Consider the following 15,487-nt stretch of genomic DNA (forward strand, 5'->3'; position numbering starts at 1 on the left):
ACGCCGGGGGTGCCGTGTGGCGCCCCCGGCGTTGTCGTCCCCCGGTCAGTAGCTGCGCGGCAACCCGAGCACGTGCTCGGCGATGTAGTTGAGCACCATCTCCTGGCTGATGGGCGCGATACGCATCAGTCGCGCCTCGCGGAAATACCGCTCCACGTGGTACTCCTTGGCGAACCCGTAGCCTCCGTGCACGCTGATCGCCACGTCGGCGGCGTTGAACCCGGCCTCGGCCGCCAGGTACTTGGCCTCGTTGGCCTCCTTGCCGCACGGGATGTCGTTGTCGATCATCCACGCCGCCTGCTTACACATCAGGTCCGCCGCGTCCAGCTTGATCTTCGCCTCGGCGAGCTGACCGGAGATGAGCTGGTTCTTCCCGATGGGGCGGCCGAACACCACCCGCTCGCCCGCGTACTCGCAGGCTCGCCGCAGTGCCGCGCGGCCCAGGCCGATGGCGGCGTTGGCCGACAGCACACGTTCGGCGTTCAGACCGGCGAGGATGGCGTTGAAACCCTCCCCGACCTCGCCGATCACGTCGGAGTCGGCCACGAACAGGTCGTCGATGAACAGTTCGTTCGTGTCGACCGCGTTGCGCCCCAGCTTCGGGATCGGCTTGACCTCGACGTGATTGCGGTCGAGCTCGGCGAACATCAGAGTGAGCCCCCGGGTGCGCCCCTTGCCCTCCTCGCGCGGCGACGTGCGGCAGAGCAGCATCATGCGCTCGGCCTCCTGGGCCTTGGTGATCCAGACCTTTTTGCCGGACACACGGAAGCCGCCGTCCACCTTGCGCGCCGTGGTGCTCAGGTTGAGCGTGTCGGTACCGGCATCCGGCTCGGTGACCGCGAACGACGTGTGCAGGTCGCCCTTCACCAGCCGCGGCAGGAACCGCTGCTTGAGCTCCGCGCTGCCGTACCGGATGAGCGGTTCGAACCCGAAGATTCCGATGTGGACGGCGCTGCAGCCGTTCATGCCCGCGCCGGAGGCGGAGATCTCCTGCTCGACGATCGCGGCCTCGGTGACGCCGAGCCCGCCGCCGCCGTACTCCTCCGGCACCGTGAGCCCGAGCCAGCCACCGTCCACAACGGCCTGGTAGAACTCCCACGGGAATTCGTGGGACTGGTCGTGTTCCAGCCAGTACTGGTCGTCGAACCGGGCGCACATCTGGCGGACCGCCTGGCGGATGTCCTCGTGCGTCTCGTCGTAGCCGAACCCCATCATGCCCTCCTGTGGCTCGCCCGCACCGCTGCCGCGTGTGTGAACATCACCGCGCGTCCGGCCGCTTCATCATCATCCCGACGCGCTCGCACACGCAGACGGTCTCGTCCCGCTGATTGACACCGCGATGCTCGAACCAGACGATCCCCGCGTCCGGGCGGGACTTCGACTCTCGCTTGCGGAGGATCGTGCTGCTGGCACGGATCGTGTCGCCGTGGAACACCGGCTTGGGGAACTCGACCTTCTCGTAGCCGAGGTTACCCAGCGTGGTGCCGTAGGTGAGGTCGTACACGATCATGCCGCCGACCAAGGCCAGCGTGAACAGGCTGTTGACCAGCCGCCGGCCGTGAATGGTGGTCTTGGCGAACTCCGCGTCCAGGTGCAGCGGTTGTGGGTTCATGGTCAGCGAGGTGAACATGATGTTGTCCATCTCGGTGACGGTGCGGGTGAACGGGTGGTCGTAGACCTTCCCCTCCACGAGGTCCTCGTAGTACAGGCCTGGCATGGTCGGCTCCTCGGTCGTTCGGGTCACGCGCGCTCGAGCACGCGGCGGGCATGGGCGAGCCATTCCCGCGCGGTGTCCGCGTGCGCTTTGTCGATGTGGACGCCTCGGTACCGGACAGCACCGTCGCCGTGCGCGGCGGCGGCCTCGAACGCGGCCACGAGGCCTTCGCGGAACTCGATCTCCTCGGCGCTCGGCGAGAACACCTCGTTCAGCACGGGAACGTGGGACGGGTGGATGGCGATCTGGCCGCGGAAACCGAGCTGGAGCCCCTGGTCGGCGAACGCGCGCAGCCCGTCCAAATCGGACAGATCCTCCCACAGTCCGGTGAGCGCGTGCAGGCCGTACTCGCGGCACGCCAGCAGCACCCGGCTGCGCAGGTACAGCGTCTCGGTGCCCTCACGGCTCCACCGATACCCGACCGCGCGGGCGATGTCGGCGTGCTCCGCCGTCGGGCCGATCATGGCGCCCACGCGTGGCGAGGCGCCGGCGATCTCCCGGCAGTTCTGGATCGCCTCGACCATCTCCACGGGCACGATCAGCTCCAGGCCGCTCGCCCCGTTGCGACGCTCGAACCAGTCGACGAGGGTCTCCCAGCGCACGACGTCGTCGCGGTCCCGGACCTTCGGCACGAAGAGGCCGGTGAGCCCGGCACCGACCGCGGCTTCGAGGTCCTCGCCCGCGAGGCCGGTGTCGAGCGCGTTGGGCCGGACGAACAGGCCCACCCGGTCGTCCCCGGCACGGATGTCGGCCACGGTGCGCGCGACGGTGGCCCTGGCCTCGGCCTTCAGGTCGCCGGGCACCGAGTCCTCGAGGTCGAGCACCACGGCGTCGGCGCCGCTGGCCACCGCCTTGGCCGCCCACCGCGGCTTGTGCCCGGGCACGAACAGCACGGAGCGGTACGGATGCATGATGGTCCCTTCTCGTCAGCTCGCGGGCACCGAGGCGCGGTCGACCGTGTCGGCGGTGATGCCGATCTCGCGCAGCTTCGCCTTCTGCACCCGCTGGCTGGGCGTCTTCGGCAGTTCGTCGACGAACCGGAGGTAGCGGGGCACGGCGAAGGCGGGCACCTTGCTGCCGCACCAGTCCCAGATCTCCTCCGCGGTCACCGGCTCGCTCGTGATCAGGTAGGCCATCACCTCGTCCTCACCGGCCTCCGCCTCGGCGGGCACGGCGATGACAGCGCATTCGAGCACGGCCGGGTGGCTGAGGAAAGCCGTCTCCACCTCGTAGGAGCTGATGTTCTCCCCGCGACGGCGCAGCGCGTCCTTGAACCGGTCGACGAAGTAGAACCAGCCGTCGGCGTCCTGCCGGAGCGCGTCCCCGGTGTGGAACCACAGGTTGCGCCACGCCTCGACCGTGCGGTCCGGCATGTTGAAGTAGCCCATGCTGCAGATCCACGGCACGCGCGGGCGCACCACCAGCTCGCCGACCTCGCCGACGGCCACGTCCTCGTCGGTTTCCGGGTCCACCAGCCGCACGTCGAACCACTCGTCCGCCGCGAGTCCCGCCGCGCCGGCCGGCCGAGCCTCGCCGTAGGGCGAGAGGATGGGTGCCGAGGTCTCCGTGAGGCCGAAGACCTCGACGAAAGCCTCGATGCCGTACCGGGACTTGAACTCGTCCACCAAGGATGCGGCGGTGGGTGCGGCGAAGACACACCGCAGCACGTTGTCGGCGTCGTCGGGGCGCGGTGGCTGCTTGGACAGGAAGTCCATCATCACGCCGATGAAGTTGGTGACGGTCGCCCGGCTCTCGCGGATCTGGTCGATCCACCGGCTCGCGCTGAACCGCGACCGCACAATCGCGCGTGCCCCGGCCACCATCGCCGGGTAGACCGCCATGAACTGCGCGTTGCCGTGGAAGAGCGGCGTCACGGTCATCCACGCGTCGTCGGAGGTCAGGCGCGTCAGGGACACGCATTCGTCGGCGAAGAAGTACATCTGCGCGTGCGGCATCGCGACCCCCTTGGAGGGCCCCGTCGTGCCGGAGGTGAAGAACACCGACGCCAGGTCGCGCGGGGTCACCTCGGGCAGGGTGGCCGCGTGGTCGCTCTCGAGCGCCTCCCACGGTTCGGCCGTCCAGCCGGCGTCCCGCAGCGTCGCGAGCGCCTCGGCGCGCCGTCCGGTGTCGATGACGTAGAACCGTTTGATGTCGCGGGCGGCCTCGGCGACGGCGACGAACCGCTCCGCGTGAACGTCGTCGATCACGGCGATCCGCGCCTCGACGGTCCGCACCTGGTGGGCCAGGAAGTCGTGCTCGTAGGCGGTGTTGATGGGCACCTCGACGAGTCCCGCGACGGCCGTGCCGAGCCACGTCCGCACGAACCGCGACGAGTTGGCGGCCATGATCACGACACGGTCGCCCGGCTCGGCGCCGGCGTGCAGCAGACCGCGCCCGACCCGCTCGGCAGCGTCGAGAGCCTGCGCGTAGGTCCACGTGGCCGACTCCTCGGGAGCGTCGAGGAAGACCGCGTCCGGAGTCCGGCGCGCCCAGTGCCGCAGCACCGTGGGCAGCGCCCACTGCTCGCGGTCGCCGAACGTGGGACGCAGCTCCGTGTAGTACCGCCGTGCCATCACGACCTCCGTGTTCCAGTTCCGGGCGGCGGAAATTCGGGCCGCCGTTTCTCGATGAAGGCCCGCGCCCCTTCCCGCATGTCGTCACTGCCGATGGCCTGCACGAGCATCCCCAACCCGTTGGCCATCGAGTCCTGCGCGCTGTTCCACCACAGGTTGGAGCTGACCTTGCTGATCTCCAGGTACCGCGGGCTGAGGGCCTTGAGCTCGGCGATCCACTCGCTCACGCGCGTCTCCAGCTCCTCGTCGGCGACGACCTCGTTGACGAGCCCCATAGCCAGGGCCTGCTCGGCGTCGTAGCGGCGGCAGAGCAGGGTCAGCTCCTTGGCCTTCTTCTCACCGATCTGCACCGCCATGAGGTTGGTTGCGCCGAGGACCGGCGACGAGCCCACTCGCGGGCCCGTCTGGCCGAACGTGGCGCGCTTCGCCGCGACGGCCAGGTCGCAGGCGACCACCAGTTCGTTGCCGCCTCCCGCCGCCGCACCGTTCACCGCGGCGATCACCGGCCGCGGGCAGGCCCGGACGGCGTGCAGCATGCGCGCGGACGTCGTGAAAAGGGTGCGCAAGAGGTCCGGGTCCGGGTCGTCCAGCTGATCGAGCGCTCCGCCGGCACAGAAACTGCCGCCGGAGCCGGTGATGACCACGGCATGCATCGCCGTGGCCGATTCCAGCGCGTCGATGACCGTGGTGGCCATGCCGATGTCGTAGGCGTTGCGCCGGTCCGGCCGGTTCAGCCGGATCCAGATCGCGCCGTCCCGTTCCTCCACCTCGACGTCGCCCATGCGACCAGCCCTCCGTTGGGTGTTGCGGTTGTCGTGGTTCGGCTGCCGCCGGGGTGGTCACTCGTCGACGACGGAGAGCGCGATCTCCGGGCACGACTCCACCCCGCGCACGGCGTCGTCGTGCAGCTCGGGCGGCACCTCGGGCGTGCGGATCACGACGTGCCCGTCCTCGTCGGAGAGGTCGAAGACGTCCGGTGCGGTCATGTTGCACAGACCATGTCCCTGGCAGCGGTTCTCGTCAGCTCGCACCTTCATGGCTGTTCCTCACTCTGCGCGACAACAAGGCCGTTGTTCACATATAACCATTATCAGAGAACAAGCGGAAGGTCGAGCCTTGACGAGGTCAGGGATATAACTATTATCAGGAAAAGCCCAAAGGAGGGATGCGCAGTGGCCGAGCAGCCTCGTTGCCCAGTGACCGCGTTCGACCACCACTCCGCCGAGCACGCCGCGGACCCGGTCGGCGCCTACCGCAAGCTCCGCTCCGAGTGCCCGGTCGCGTGGACGGACGCCCACGGCGGGTACTGGGTGCTCGGTGACTACGCCAGCGTATTCGAAGCCTCGCGGGATGACGACCTCTTCTCCTCGGCCCGGCACGAGTCGGGCGGTGACGGCCTCGCCATCGTGATCCCCAAGGCACCCACGGCCTTCCACATCCCTATCGAGCTCGACCCGCCGCAGTTCCGCAGCTACCGCAAGATCGTCAACAACGTCACCTCGCCCGCGGCGATCCGCAAGCTGGACCCGGTGATCGACCGGTTCGTCACCGGATTCATCGACGAGATCATCGAGACCGGCGAGGCCGACCTCGCCTTCGTCGCCGGCGTGCCCGCGGCCGTGACCGTCGAGTGGCTGGGCCTGGACGCCTCGGAGTACAAGCGCTACGTCGACGCCATGCACACCCTCGTCTCGGCACCACCCGGGTCGCCGGAGTACAACCACGCCAAGGACGTCGAGGTGCCGTGGGTCGAGAAGACCGTCCGTGCGCACATCGCCGCACGGCGCGAGAACCCGGCCGACGACGCGACGAGCGCGTTCCTCAAGGCTGACGTCGACGGCAGGCCGATGACCGACGACGAGATCTACTCGATCCTCGAACTGCTCATCTCCGGCGGTGTCGGGACCACGGCGTCGCTGGTGACCCAGTCACTCGTGTGGCTCTACCAGAACCCGGCCGAACGGCAACGGCTCATCGACGACCCGGGCATGCTCGACATCGCGGTCGAGGAGTTCCTGAGGGTCTTCTCCCCCACCCAGGCCCTCGCCCGAACGGTCACGCGAGACGCCGAGTTCCGCGGGGTCCACCTGCGCGCGGGCGACCGGGCGCTGCTCAGCTGGGCGTCGGCCAACCGCGACCCGGGCCAGTTCGAGAACCCGGACACGGTCGACATCACCCGCTGGCCCAACCGGCACATGGCCTTCGGCCTGGGCGTGCATCGCTGCGCCGGCTCCCACCTCGGCCGGGCGATGGCCAAGGCGATGATCGGCCAGGTGCTCGAGCGGATGCCGGACTACGAGGTCGACCTCGACCGGATCGTGCCCTACCCCGACCAGGGAACCAACGCGGGTTACCACTCCATCCCGTGCCGGTTCACCCCCGGCAAGCGCCGGGGCGCGCCGCTGTTTCCCGCGAAGTCCTGACCGGCCGGTTCCCGGCCACAGAAAGGAGCGCGCCCGGTGACCGACCCGAGCGCCATCCGCCGGATCGTGGTGGTCGGCGGTGGGCTTGCCGCTGCCCGGACCTGCACCGCCTTGCGGCGCAAGGGCTATTCCGGTGATCTCGTCCTGATCGGCTCCGAGCCCCACCCACCCTATGACCGGCCACCGCTGTCCAAGGACGTCCTCGCCGGTACCCGCGACTCGACCGAGCTGCCGTTCGACCCGCAGGCGCTCTCCGTGCGGATGCGCACGACGACCACCGCCACCGGGCTCGACCTCGCGACCCGGACCGTGACCACCACCGCGGGCACCGAACCGTTCGACCGGCTGGTGGTGGCCACCGGGGCGGACCCCGTCCGGCTGCCCGGCGACGGCGAACAGTGCGCGCTCCGCACGGTCGACGACGCGGTGGCACTGCGGCGGCGGCTGGTGCCCGGCGCGCGTGTCGTGCTCGTCGGCGCGAGCTGGATCGGTGCCGAGGTCGCCACGGCGGCGCTCGGCGCAGGTTGCACGGTGACCTGTCTCGAAGCCGGGGCGGCTCCGCTGTCTGCGGCGCTGGGTACCGACGTCGGCGCGCTGTTCACGCCCTGGTGGCGTGACGTCGATCTGCGGCTCGGCACACCGGTGGCGTCCGTCGATCGTGGCGGGGTCCGGGTCGCCGACGGCACGGTCCTGCCCGCCGACGTCGTCGTGACCGGCATCGGCGTACGCCCGTCGACCGGCTGGCTGGACGGGTCCGGTCTCGTGATCGACGGCGGGGTACACGTCGACGAGCACCTGCGCGCGTCCGCTCCCGGCGTGGTCGCGGTGGGCGACGTGGCGGCGCGGTGGTCGCCCCGGTTCGGCGGACGGGTCCGGGTCGAACACTGGGACGAGGCGGGCGCCGCCGCGCCGGTGGCCGCCCAGGTGCTGCTCGCCGACGGCACCGAAGACGCCGAGACCGCTGGCCTGCCCGTACACGATCCGGTGCCGTACTTCTGGTCGGATCAGTTCGGTCACAAGGTGCAGTACGTCGGCAGGCACACCGCCACGGATCAGGCCTACGTCGACGACGAGGCCGGCAAGCTCCGCGTGCGCTGGTACTCCTCCGACGGCAGGCTGACCGCATGGCTCGGCGTGGACCGCATGCGCGAACTCGTCCCGGCTCGCAAGGAGATCGCCGCCGCCCTCTCCCCGGCCGCCTGACGCCGCTGTCGCGGGTCCCGCCCTCAGCGGGCCGAGGAGGCGTTCGCTCCGCTCCCGCAGCCGGTGTGCCGAGTCCGGACCGACCGCGGGGGCTCGTCGCGGCGAACAGGGCACGACCTCCACACGCGAGGGGTCGGCCATCTCCGCTCCGCTGCCGCAGCCGACCCCGCGGACCATCCATAGTGGATGCACGTCGAGCGTGATCGTGCACACCATGGGTCCGGCCGGACAGTGATCCGGCCGGACCCACAGGGTTCAGGCCGCCGAGGTTTCCAGGAAGTCGGAGAACGAGCGAGACTGCAGCTCTCGCAGCGGCGTGACGATCTCGCGTCCCACCCGCTCCAGATACGCCTCCGTCTGCTCGGCGTCCATCCCCGGCCAGTGCGGCCGCACCAGCAGCGGGCCGATCGGCAGCGCGGCGGCGATGTCGGCGATCTGCTGCCGGCACGACTCGGCGTCGCCGAGAATCACGTGGTCGCGCACCGTGTCGCCGAAATTGCGCACCTCGTCGTCACCGAGCAGGGTCATCCCACGGCCCGCGTAGGCCTCGTACTTGCCGCGCGCCACGGCCGCGAATCGCGACACCGCGTCGTCGAAGTCGGCACCGATCATCAGCTCCCGCCGCAGCGGCAGCGGCGACAGCGGCAGTCCGCGGCTCGTGCGCTCGGCCGCGTAGGTCCGGATCAGTGCGTCGACCTGGCCGATCGTCTGCTGCGGCGTGATCGTCCAGACGTCGCCGTGCCGCGCCGCCCGGCGGACCCCCGTCTCCCGCATCGCACCCAGCCAGATCGGCGGCCGCGGCTGCTGGACCGGACGGACATGGGTGGGCAGGTCGTCGATGCGCCAGAACCGCCCCTCGTGGCTGACCCGGTCCTGAGACCACAGCTTGGTCATCACCTCGATCATCTCCTCGAGCATGCGGTACCGCTGCCCGAAGGGGACGCCCATGGTCTCGTACTCGTGCGGCAGGTAGCCCGTGCCGATGCCGACGACGAGCCGTCCGCCGGTGACGATGTCGAGCGTCGCCAGCTCCTCGGCCAGAATCACCGGGTGGTGCACCGGTCCGATGAGGACGGTCGTGCCGATCCTGACGTGGTCGTCGAGCTCCGCCGCCAGCCGGGCCAGCAGCGGCACCGGCTGCAGCCAGCGGAACCCGTCGTAGAGGAAATGCTGACCGAGTGTCAGGTAGGTGAACCCGGCGCGCTGCGCGGCCTCGACCTTGCGCAGCATCAGATCGAGGTGCTGCGTCGGTGACGAGGAGACCGGCTGGTCTCCCATCAGGATGCCGAACTCCACGGGTCACTCCTCGCTGCCGTGCCGGGGTGTCACTTCGCCGTCAGGCCGCCGTCGACAGGGATCGTCACACCGGTGACGTAACTCGCCATGTCACTGGCGAGGAACAGGGCCACCTGCGCGATCTCGTCCGGCCGCGACGGCCTGCCCAGGGGGATCTGGCTGAAGAACGCGGCTTTGCGGGCCTCCAGCTCCTCCGGCGAACTGCGGAAGAACGCGGGCAGACCGGGCGTGTCGACCGATCCCGGAGCGATCGCGTTGACCCGGATGCCGTCCTGCGCGAACGCGAGCGCAAGGGAGCGCACGAGTGCGATGATGCCGCCCTTGGTGAACGAGTACAGCGGGCTGTAGGGCGAACCGACCAGACCCGAGCTGGAGCTGGTGAAGATCACCGACGCGTTGCCAGAGGCGCGGAGCGCGTCGGTGAGGTAGTTGGTGAGGTAGAAGCCGGCCCGCGCGTTGATCTCGATGAGCGCGTCCCACTCCTCCACCGTGAGGTCCGTGCCCGCGGCGCCGGGGATGCCGACGTTGTTGTACAGCACGTGCAGGGCGCCGTGGTCACCGCGCACACGGTCGGCGAGCGACTTCAGCGCGCCCAGGTCGCGGACGTCGATCACCTCTGCCGTGGCCCGCCCGCCCTGGGTCTCGATCGCGCCGACGGTCTCCTTGGCGGCGACCTCGTTGACGTCCACGACGATCACGTGCGCGCCCTCACGGGCAAAGGCCTCGGCGGCGGCCCTGCCCATCCCGGACGCGCCGGCGGTGATGAGTGCGGTCTTGTCCTTCAGCAGCATGGCTGGTCTCCGATCTGCGCTGTCGAGTCCACTGTGGTCGGTGCTCCGGTCACGTGCCCGGTGGGCGGGTAACGCCGGCCAGCGGCCACTGGATGTGCTTCACCTCGAAGAATTCGGCGAACCCGTCCTCACCGAGCTCGCGGCCGACCCCGCTGCGCCCGGGACCGCCCCACGGCGCGTCGGGTCGCATGCCCGCACCGCCGTTGATGGTCACGGTGCCTGAGCGCAACCGGCCCGCCACCGGCATGGCCTCGTCCACCGGGCCGAAGACGTTGGCCGCCAGCCCGTACGACGTCGCGTTGGCGATCCGCACCGCCTCGTCGACGTCGGAGTAGGGCAGGGCGATCGCGATGGGGGCGAAGAGCTCGGTCTGAGCGATCGGCGCGTCCGGCCGCACGTCCGTCAGGATGGCCGGGTTGAGGTAGTAGCCGGACGGCAGGTCGGGGCGGCCGCCGCCAGCGGCGATGCGCGCGCCGTCGGCGAGGGCGTCGGACACCATGCGCTCGACCTTGTCGCGGTGAGCGGCGGAGATGACCGGGCCGACGACGGTGGCCTCATCCTGCGGGTCGCCCACGGTGACGGTCTTGATGAACTCGTCGGCGAGGTCGCAGAACGCCGCGAGCTTGTCCTCGGGGACCAGCACCCGGCTCCAGGCGGCGCAGCCCTGCCCGGCGTTACGGGCGAACCGCAGCACGGAGGCGGCCACGGTCGCCTCCAGGTCGGCGCTGGGCAGGATGATGTTGGGACTCTTGCCCCCGAGCTCCAGTACCGTCTTGGACAACGACCCCAGCGCCGCCTGCGACATCACCTTGCTGCCGACGGCGTCCGACCCGGTGAAGGTCACCAGGCTCACGTCGGGGTGACTGGTGAGCCGGGTGCCGATGTCGGGACCGCCGACGACGAGGTTGACCACGCCCGGCGGCAGGTCGAGCTCCTCGATCAGCTCGAACACCCGCAGCGTGGTGAGCATGCCGTGCGGCGACGGTAGTGCCACCGTCGTACAGCCGCTCGCGAGCGCACCGCCGAGCTTCCAGGCCAGGAGGTTGATCGGATAGTTGTAGGCGGGCAGCGCGGCGACCACGCCCGCCGGCTCGTACCGCAGCAGGCTCGTGGACAGCACGGGCTTGTCGTAGAGCGGCAACGCGTGCTCGTACCCGCCACGCGGTCCGCGCACCGCCATCTCGGCGTACCAGCGCAGCGCCTCGATCGGCCCGCCGACCTGCATGCCCCGGGCGGCGCCGATGGGTGTACCGACCTCGTCGGCGATGAGCCGGGCCAGCGGCTCCATGTTCTTCTCGAGCAGGTCGGCGAACCGGGTGAGCACGTCCGCCCGGTCGGCGGGACCGTAGGAACGCCAGGCGCTGCTGTCGAAGGCCTGGCGGGCACTCGCCACGGCGGCATCGACCTGCGCCGCCGAGCTCAGGGCCGTCGTGCCCATCGGCCGTTCGGTGGACGGGCTGCGGGAGGTGAACGTCTCTTCGGACTCCCCGTCCCGCCACGCACCGTCGATGTAGGTGCTCTTGCTCCGGGTGTCGAGCGCACTCATGCCGACTCCTTGTCCTCGTCGACAGGCGGATGGGATCGTATTCGCCTGCTCTTCAGTTGGAAAGCTGTTGTCACGTCGGCAAAACGGTGAATCTGCGCCTCACCTGCCGTGTGCCGCACGGAAGTTCCGAACGGCCATCCGGTGCTCGTCGGTGTCGAACAGCAGGGCGGTCGCCTCGACCGACTCGGCGAACCCACCACCCGTCTCGCGGTTGACGAACGCCTTGCCGACCCGCACGGCCAGCGGCGGATGCGCCGCGATCTCGGCCGCCAGCTCGACGGCGCGGTCCACCACACACGTGTCCGGGTGCACCTCCTGCACCAGGCCGGCGCGTTCGGCGCGATCGGCGTCGATGTCGCGCCCGGTGAGCGCGAGGTAGCGCGTCCAGTGCCTGCCGAGCACGTCCGGCCCGCGCACGATGCCGTAGCCCGGCATCAGCCCCACGGTCGGCTCTTTGAAGGCGAACCGTGCCGAGCGGCCCGCCAGCACCACGTCACAGGCCAGCGCGAGCTCCGTGCCACCGCCGTACGCCAGCCCGGTCACGGCCGCGATCACGGGAACGGCGCAGCGTTCCACGGCGTGGAACGCGTCGTACACCCGGCGCAGATGCGGGCGGACCCGGCCGACGTCCCCGTCGAGCCCGGCGAACATGTCGATGTCGCCGCCTGCCGAGAAGGCGCGCCCCGACCCGGTGAGCACCACCGCGCGCACAGCGTCCTCGGCCCCGTGGCCGAAGCCCTCCATCAGCTCGCGCAGTTCGGCGAACCACGCCTGGTCCATCGCGTTGAGTTTCTCCGGACGGCACATCGTCAGCTGCACGACGCCAGGGCGGGGTTCGGTGCGCCGGAACCGGCTCTGCTCACCGCTCATCCGTTGCTCCCTCCCGGTCCCACGTGCCCGGCGGGACTCCCTCGGCGCGGAGCTTGTATTTCTCGACGCGCTGGCTCGGGGTCATCGGGAGCGCGTCGACCACGCGCACGTACCGCGGCACCGCGAACGAGGTCAGCGCACCTTCGCAGTGGCCGATCAACTGCGCCGGGTCGACGCGTGCGCCCTCCGCGGGCACCACGGCCACCATGACGTCCTCTTCGGACAGTTCGGAGGGGACGCCGTAGGCGGCGACCGCCGACACGGACGGGTGCTCGGCGACGACGCGCTCAACCTCCCAGGAGGAGATGTTCTCGCCGCGCCTGCGCACCGTGTCCTTGAGCCGGTCGAGAAAGACGAGGAACCCGCTGTCGTCGAGGTAGCCGCGGTCGCCGGTGTGGAACCACAGGTTGCGCCAGCTGCGGGCGGTCTCGACTGCCATGTCGTGGTAGCCGTCGAACATCCAGCCGGGCCGCACCGGTCGAGCGACGATCTCGCCGGGCACACCGGGTGGTTGCGGCTCGTCCCGCTCGTCGACGACCGCGACCTCGTAGTTGCGCGACGCCGTTCCCGCCGTGCCGATCCGGCGCCGCCACGGCGGCATGTCGGTGACGATGGAGACCTCGGTACTGCCGTAGATCTCGGTGAGCCGGACGGCGAAGCGGTCCTCGAACGCGGTGAAGATCTCCGGCGGGCACGGCGCGCCGAACCCCGCCCGCACCGGGTTGTCGGCGTCGTCGGCGCGGGGCGGTTGCTTGAACAGGATGCTCATCATCGCGCCCTGGTAGTTGAAGGCGGTGATGCCGTGCTCGCGGCAGATGTCCCAGAACCGGCCTGCCGAGAACCTGCGATCGAGAACCAGACCCGCGCCCGCCTCGATCGCCGCCATGACGCTGCAGTAGCGCGCGTTGCTGTGGAACAACGGGAACACGCTGTAGAGCCGGTCCGCCGTGGTGTAGTCCATCAGCCCGACCGTGTGCCGGGCGAGGTTCACGTTCGCCCGGTGACTCAGCCGGACCCCCTTCGGCGGTCCGGTGGTTCCCGACGTGTAGAGGATCACCGCGGGATCGGCGGGATCGACCTCGGCGAGGTCACCGGTCGCATGGGTCTCGAGGTCGGACAGCCGGTGTCGCGTCAGGGTCACGGGCAGGTCCGGCAGGCCGGGGTCGGGCTCGGCGAGTACGATGAGGTGCCGCACCGACTCCGGCGCGCACTCGCGGACGAGCCGTTCGTACCGCGCGTCGCACACGACGGCCGTGGCGCCGGCGTGGCCGAGGTAGTAGCGCATCAGGTAGCGTCCGGCGCCCGGATTGAGGGGTACCTCGACGAGGCCGCGGCGGGCGAGCCCGAACCAGACGGCGAGGAACTCCGGGCAGGCGTCCAGGACGACGCACACCCGGTCGCCGCGCCGCAGCCCCAGCGAGGCGAACCCGCCGGCGAGGCGGTCGGCGCGGGCGTCCAGCTCGCGGTAGCCGAGGTGCCGGCCCGCGATCACCGCACCGGCCTCCCGCGGGGCCCGGCTCGCCGCCTCCCGGAGCCAGTCGCCCAGGGTCCGCGCCACGGTCGTCTCCGCCACGGTTACGCGTTCCTCTGGTCCGAGGCCGCCAGAGCCGTTTCGCCGAGCAGAGCGTGCACGACGGCGGAGTCGCGGGTCAGCTCGGCGGCTGTCCCGGTGCGGACGACCTCGCCTCGAGCCATGACGGCCACCGAGTCGGCGACGGCCAGTCCCGCGTCGGCGTTCTGCTCCACCATGAGCACCCCGATGCCGGAGTCCGCGATCGCGCGGACCGCGGCGAGCACCGTGTCGACCATGCCGGGTGCGAGCCCCATGGACGGCTCGTCCATGAGGATCACGCGTGGCTGGGCCATCAGTGCCCGGCCGAACGCCAGCATCTGCTGCTCCCCGCCGCTGAGCAGGCCCGCCGGCATGTCGCGGCGTTCGGCGAGGATCGGGAACCGGTCGTACACCCGGCCGGCCAGGGCGGCCACCTCACCGCGTGCCGCGGTGTACGCGCCGACGCGCAGATTCTCGGCGACGGTCAGCGGCGCGAAGATGCGGCGGCCCTCGGGCACGAGCGACAGCCCGCGCCGCACGATCCGGTGCGGTCGGGCGCCGAGGATGCTCCGGCCGTTCAGCGTCACCGAGCCACGCTGGGCGGGCAGCAGCCCGCAGATAGCGCGCAGGCTCGTCGACTTGCCGGCGCCGTTCGCGCCGAGCACCAGCGTGACCTCCCCGGGCGTCACGGTGAACGACACCCCGCGGACGGCGTGCACCGGCCCGTAACCGACGTGCAGGTCGTCGACCTCAAGCATGCGTCCTCCCGTGCTTGCCGAGGTAGGCCTCTTGAACGGCCGGGTCGCGCACGACGGCCGCCGGTTCCCCCTCGGCGATCAGCGCCCCGAAGTTCATCGCGAACAGGTGGTCGCAGGTGTCGACCATCATCTGGACGTCGTGCTCGATCAGCAGCTGGGTCAGTCCCTCCTCGCGCAGGTCGCGCAGCAGGCTCGCGATGTCGTCGCGCTCCTGCCGGTTCATGCCCGCCGTGGGCTCGTCCAGGAGCAGCAGGGTCGGTTCGCTCGCGATGGCGCGGGCGACCTCGACGCGCCGCTGGTAGCCGTAGGACAGCTCGTCCGGGTGGTGCCGTTCGAGCCCGGTGAGCCCGGCGCGCTCGATCGCCCGGTCCACCCGCTCGGCGGCTCGTCGGCGCTGCTGCCGCGTGCGTGAGCCCGCCGACTCGGCACCGAGCGCGATGTTGTCGCGCACCGTCCGGCCCGGCAACAACCGCACCGTCTGGAACGTTCTGGCGACGCCACGCGCCGCGATGATGTGCGGCTGGGCACGTTCGTAGGGCCGGTCGCCGAACAGCAACCGGCCTCGGGTCAGCGGCACCAGCCTCGTCAGGGCGGCCAGGAGCGTGCTCTTGCCTGACCCGTTCGGGCCGAGAATGCCGAAGATCCGGCCGGCGGTGAGCGTCAGGGACACGCCGTCGACCGCCTTGACGCCTCCGAAGTGGACGGCGACGTCCTCGGCCCGCAGCACCGTGGCCGGCGCCTCGGTGGTGTGCTCGGTCACC

Annotated in this window: 15 protein-coding genes; 2 read left to right on the top strand and 13 right to left on the bottom strand. The window is 70.6% G+C overall.

Translation table 11 applies throughout. From position 1 onward, the window contains the following. Positions 1-45: 45 nt before the first annotated feature. Genes ACFSZT_RS21910 through ACFSZT_RS21935 form a run of 6 tightly spaced genes read right to left on the bottom strand, consistent with a single transcriptional unit; the run spans position 46 to position 5,324 of the window. Positions 46-1,212, bottom strand: coding sequence for an acyl-CoA dehydrogenase family protein (locus tag ACFSZT_RS21910; protein WP_377478330.1), 1,167 nt, complete (start codon positions 1,210-1,212; stop codon positions 46-48). Positions 1,213-1,258: 46 nt separating this feature from the next. Beyond that, positions 1,259-1,717 carry a MaoC family dehydratase gene (locus tag ACFSZT_RS21915; RefSeq protein ID WP_377386261.1) on the bottom strand — a complete coding sequence of 153 codons (459 nt, stop codon included), beginning with the start codon at positions 1,715-1,717 and terminating at the stop codon, positions 1,259-1,261. Positions 1,718-1,740: 23 nt separating this feature from the next. Continuing rightward, a complete protein-coding gene (locus ACFSZT_RS21920; RefSeq protein ID WP_377386264.1) occupies positions 1,741-2,625 on the bottom strand; it encodes an HpcH/HpaI aldolase/citrate lyase family protein in 885 nt (294 codons plus the stop codon). Positions 2,626-2,640: 15 nt separating this feature from the next. Continuing rightward, the gene (locus tag ACFSZT_RS21925) at positions 2,641-4,287 is read right to left on the bottom strand and encodes an AMP-binding protein (RefSeq protein ID WP_377386267.1); all 1,647 of its coding nucleotides are present in this window, start codon (positions 4,285-4,287) and stop codon (positions 2,641-2,643) included. Next, complete coding sequence (locus ACFSZT_RS21930; RefSeq protein ID WP_377386270.1) at positions 4,287-5,069, bottom strand: enoyl-CoA hydratase/isomerase family protein; 783 nt, start codon at positions 5,067-5,069, stop codon at positions 4,287-4,289. Before ACFSZT_RS21930 ends, ACFSZT_RS21925 begins: the two co-directional genes overlap by 1 nt. A gap of 57 nt (positions 5,070-5,126) precedes the next feature. Beyond that, a complete protein-coding gene (locus tag ACFSZT_RS21935) occupies positions 5,127-5,324 on the bottom strand; it encodes a ferredoxin (RefSeq protein WP_377386273.1) in 198 nt (65 codons plus the stop codon). Between the two features lie 135 nt (positions 5,325-5,459). Here ACFSZT_RS21935 and ACFSZT_RS21940 point away from each other — a divergent pair, with 135 nt between their 5' ends. Both ACFSZT_RS21940 and ACFSZT_RS21945 read left to right on the top strand, forming a co-directional pair. Beyond that, entirely contained in the window at positions 5,460-6,710 is a 1,251-nt protein-coding gene (locus tag ACFSZT_RS21940; protein WP_377386276.1) for a cytochrome P450, read from the top strand. Positions 6,711-6,746: 36 nt separating this feature from the next. Further along, a complete protein-coding gene (locus tag ACFSZT_RS21945) occupies positions 6,747-7,913 on the top strand; it encodes an NAD(P)/FAD-dependent oxidoreductase (protein WP_377386279.1) in 1,167 nt (388 codons plus the stop codon). A gap of 255 nt (positions 7,914-8,168) precedes the next feature. Here ACFSZT_RS21945 and ACFSZT_RS21950 read toward each other — a convergent pair whose 3' ends face one another. From ACFSZT_RS21950 to ACFSZT_RS21980, 7 genes are all read right to left on the bottom strand, one after another. After that, positions 8,169-9,209: an LLM class flavin-dependent oxidoreductase gene (locus ACFSZT_RS21950; protein WP_377386281.1), complete on the bottom strand. Its 1,041-nt coding sequence runs from the start codon at positions 9,207-9,209 to the stop codon at positions 8,169-8,171. A gap of 29 nt (positions 9,210-9,238) precedes the next feature. Continuing rightward, positions 9,239-10,000, bottom strand: a complete 762-nt coding sequence (locus tag ACFSZT_RS21955) for an SDR family NAD(P)-dependent oxidoreductase (protein WP_377386284.1) — start codon at positions 9,998-10,000, stop codon at positions 9,239-9,241. 49 nt (positions 10,001-10,049) lie between these two features. Then, a complete protein-coding gene (locus tag ACFSZT_RS21960; RefSeq protein ID WP_377386287.1) occupies positions 10,050-11,546 on the bottom strand; it encodes an aldehyde dehydrogenase family protein in 1,497 nt (498 codons plus the stop codon). 99 nt (positions 11,547-11,645) lie between these two features. Next, a complete protein-coding gene (locus ACFSZT_RS21965) occupies positions 11,646-12,416 on the bottom strand; it encodes an enoyl-CoA hydratase/isomerase family protein (protein ID WP_377386290.1) in 771 nt (256 codons plus the stop codon). Then, positions 12,406-13,989 (bottom strand): AMP-binding protein, encoded by a 1,584-nt coding sequence (locus tag ACFSZT_RS21970; protein WP_377386293.1) that lies wholly within the window; start codon positions 13,987-13,989, stop codon positions 12,406-12,408. The genes ACFSZT_RS21965 and ACFSZT_RS21970 overlap by 11 nt, the downstream gene beginning before the upstream one ends. A 2-nt stretch (positions 13,990-13,991) precedes the next feature. Further along, positions 13,992-14,726, bottom strand: a complete 735-nt coding sequence (locus ACFSZT_RS21975; protein ID WP_377386296.1) for an ABC transporter ATP-binding protein — start codon at positions 14,724-14,726, stop codon at positions 13,992-13,994. Continuing rightward, complete coding sequence (locus ACFSZT_RS21980) at positions 14,719-15,486, bottom strand: ABC transporter ATP-binding protein (protein ID WP_377386299.1); 768 nt, start codon at positions 15,484-15,486, stop codon at positions 14,719-14,721. The genes ACFSZT_RS21975 and ACFSZT_RS21980 overlap by 8 nt, the downstream gene beginning before the upstream one ends. Position 15,487 lies beyond the last annotated feature (1 nt).

Origin of the sequence: Prauserella oleivorans (assembly GCF_042685745.1) — a bacterium.
GTDB classification, from domain to species: domain Bacteria; phylum Actinomycetota; class Actinomycetes; order Mycobacteriales; family Pseudonocardiaceae; genus Prauserella_A; species Prauserella_A oleivorans.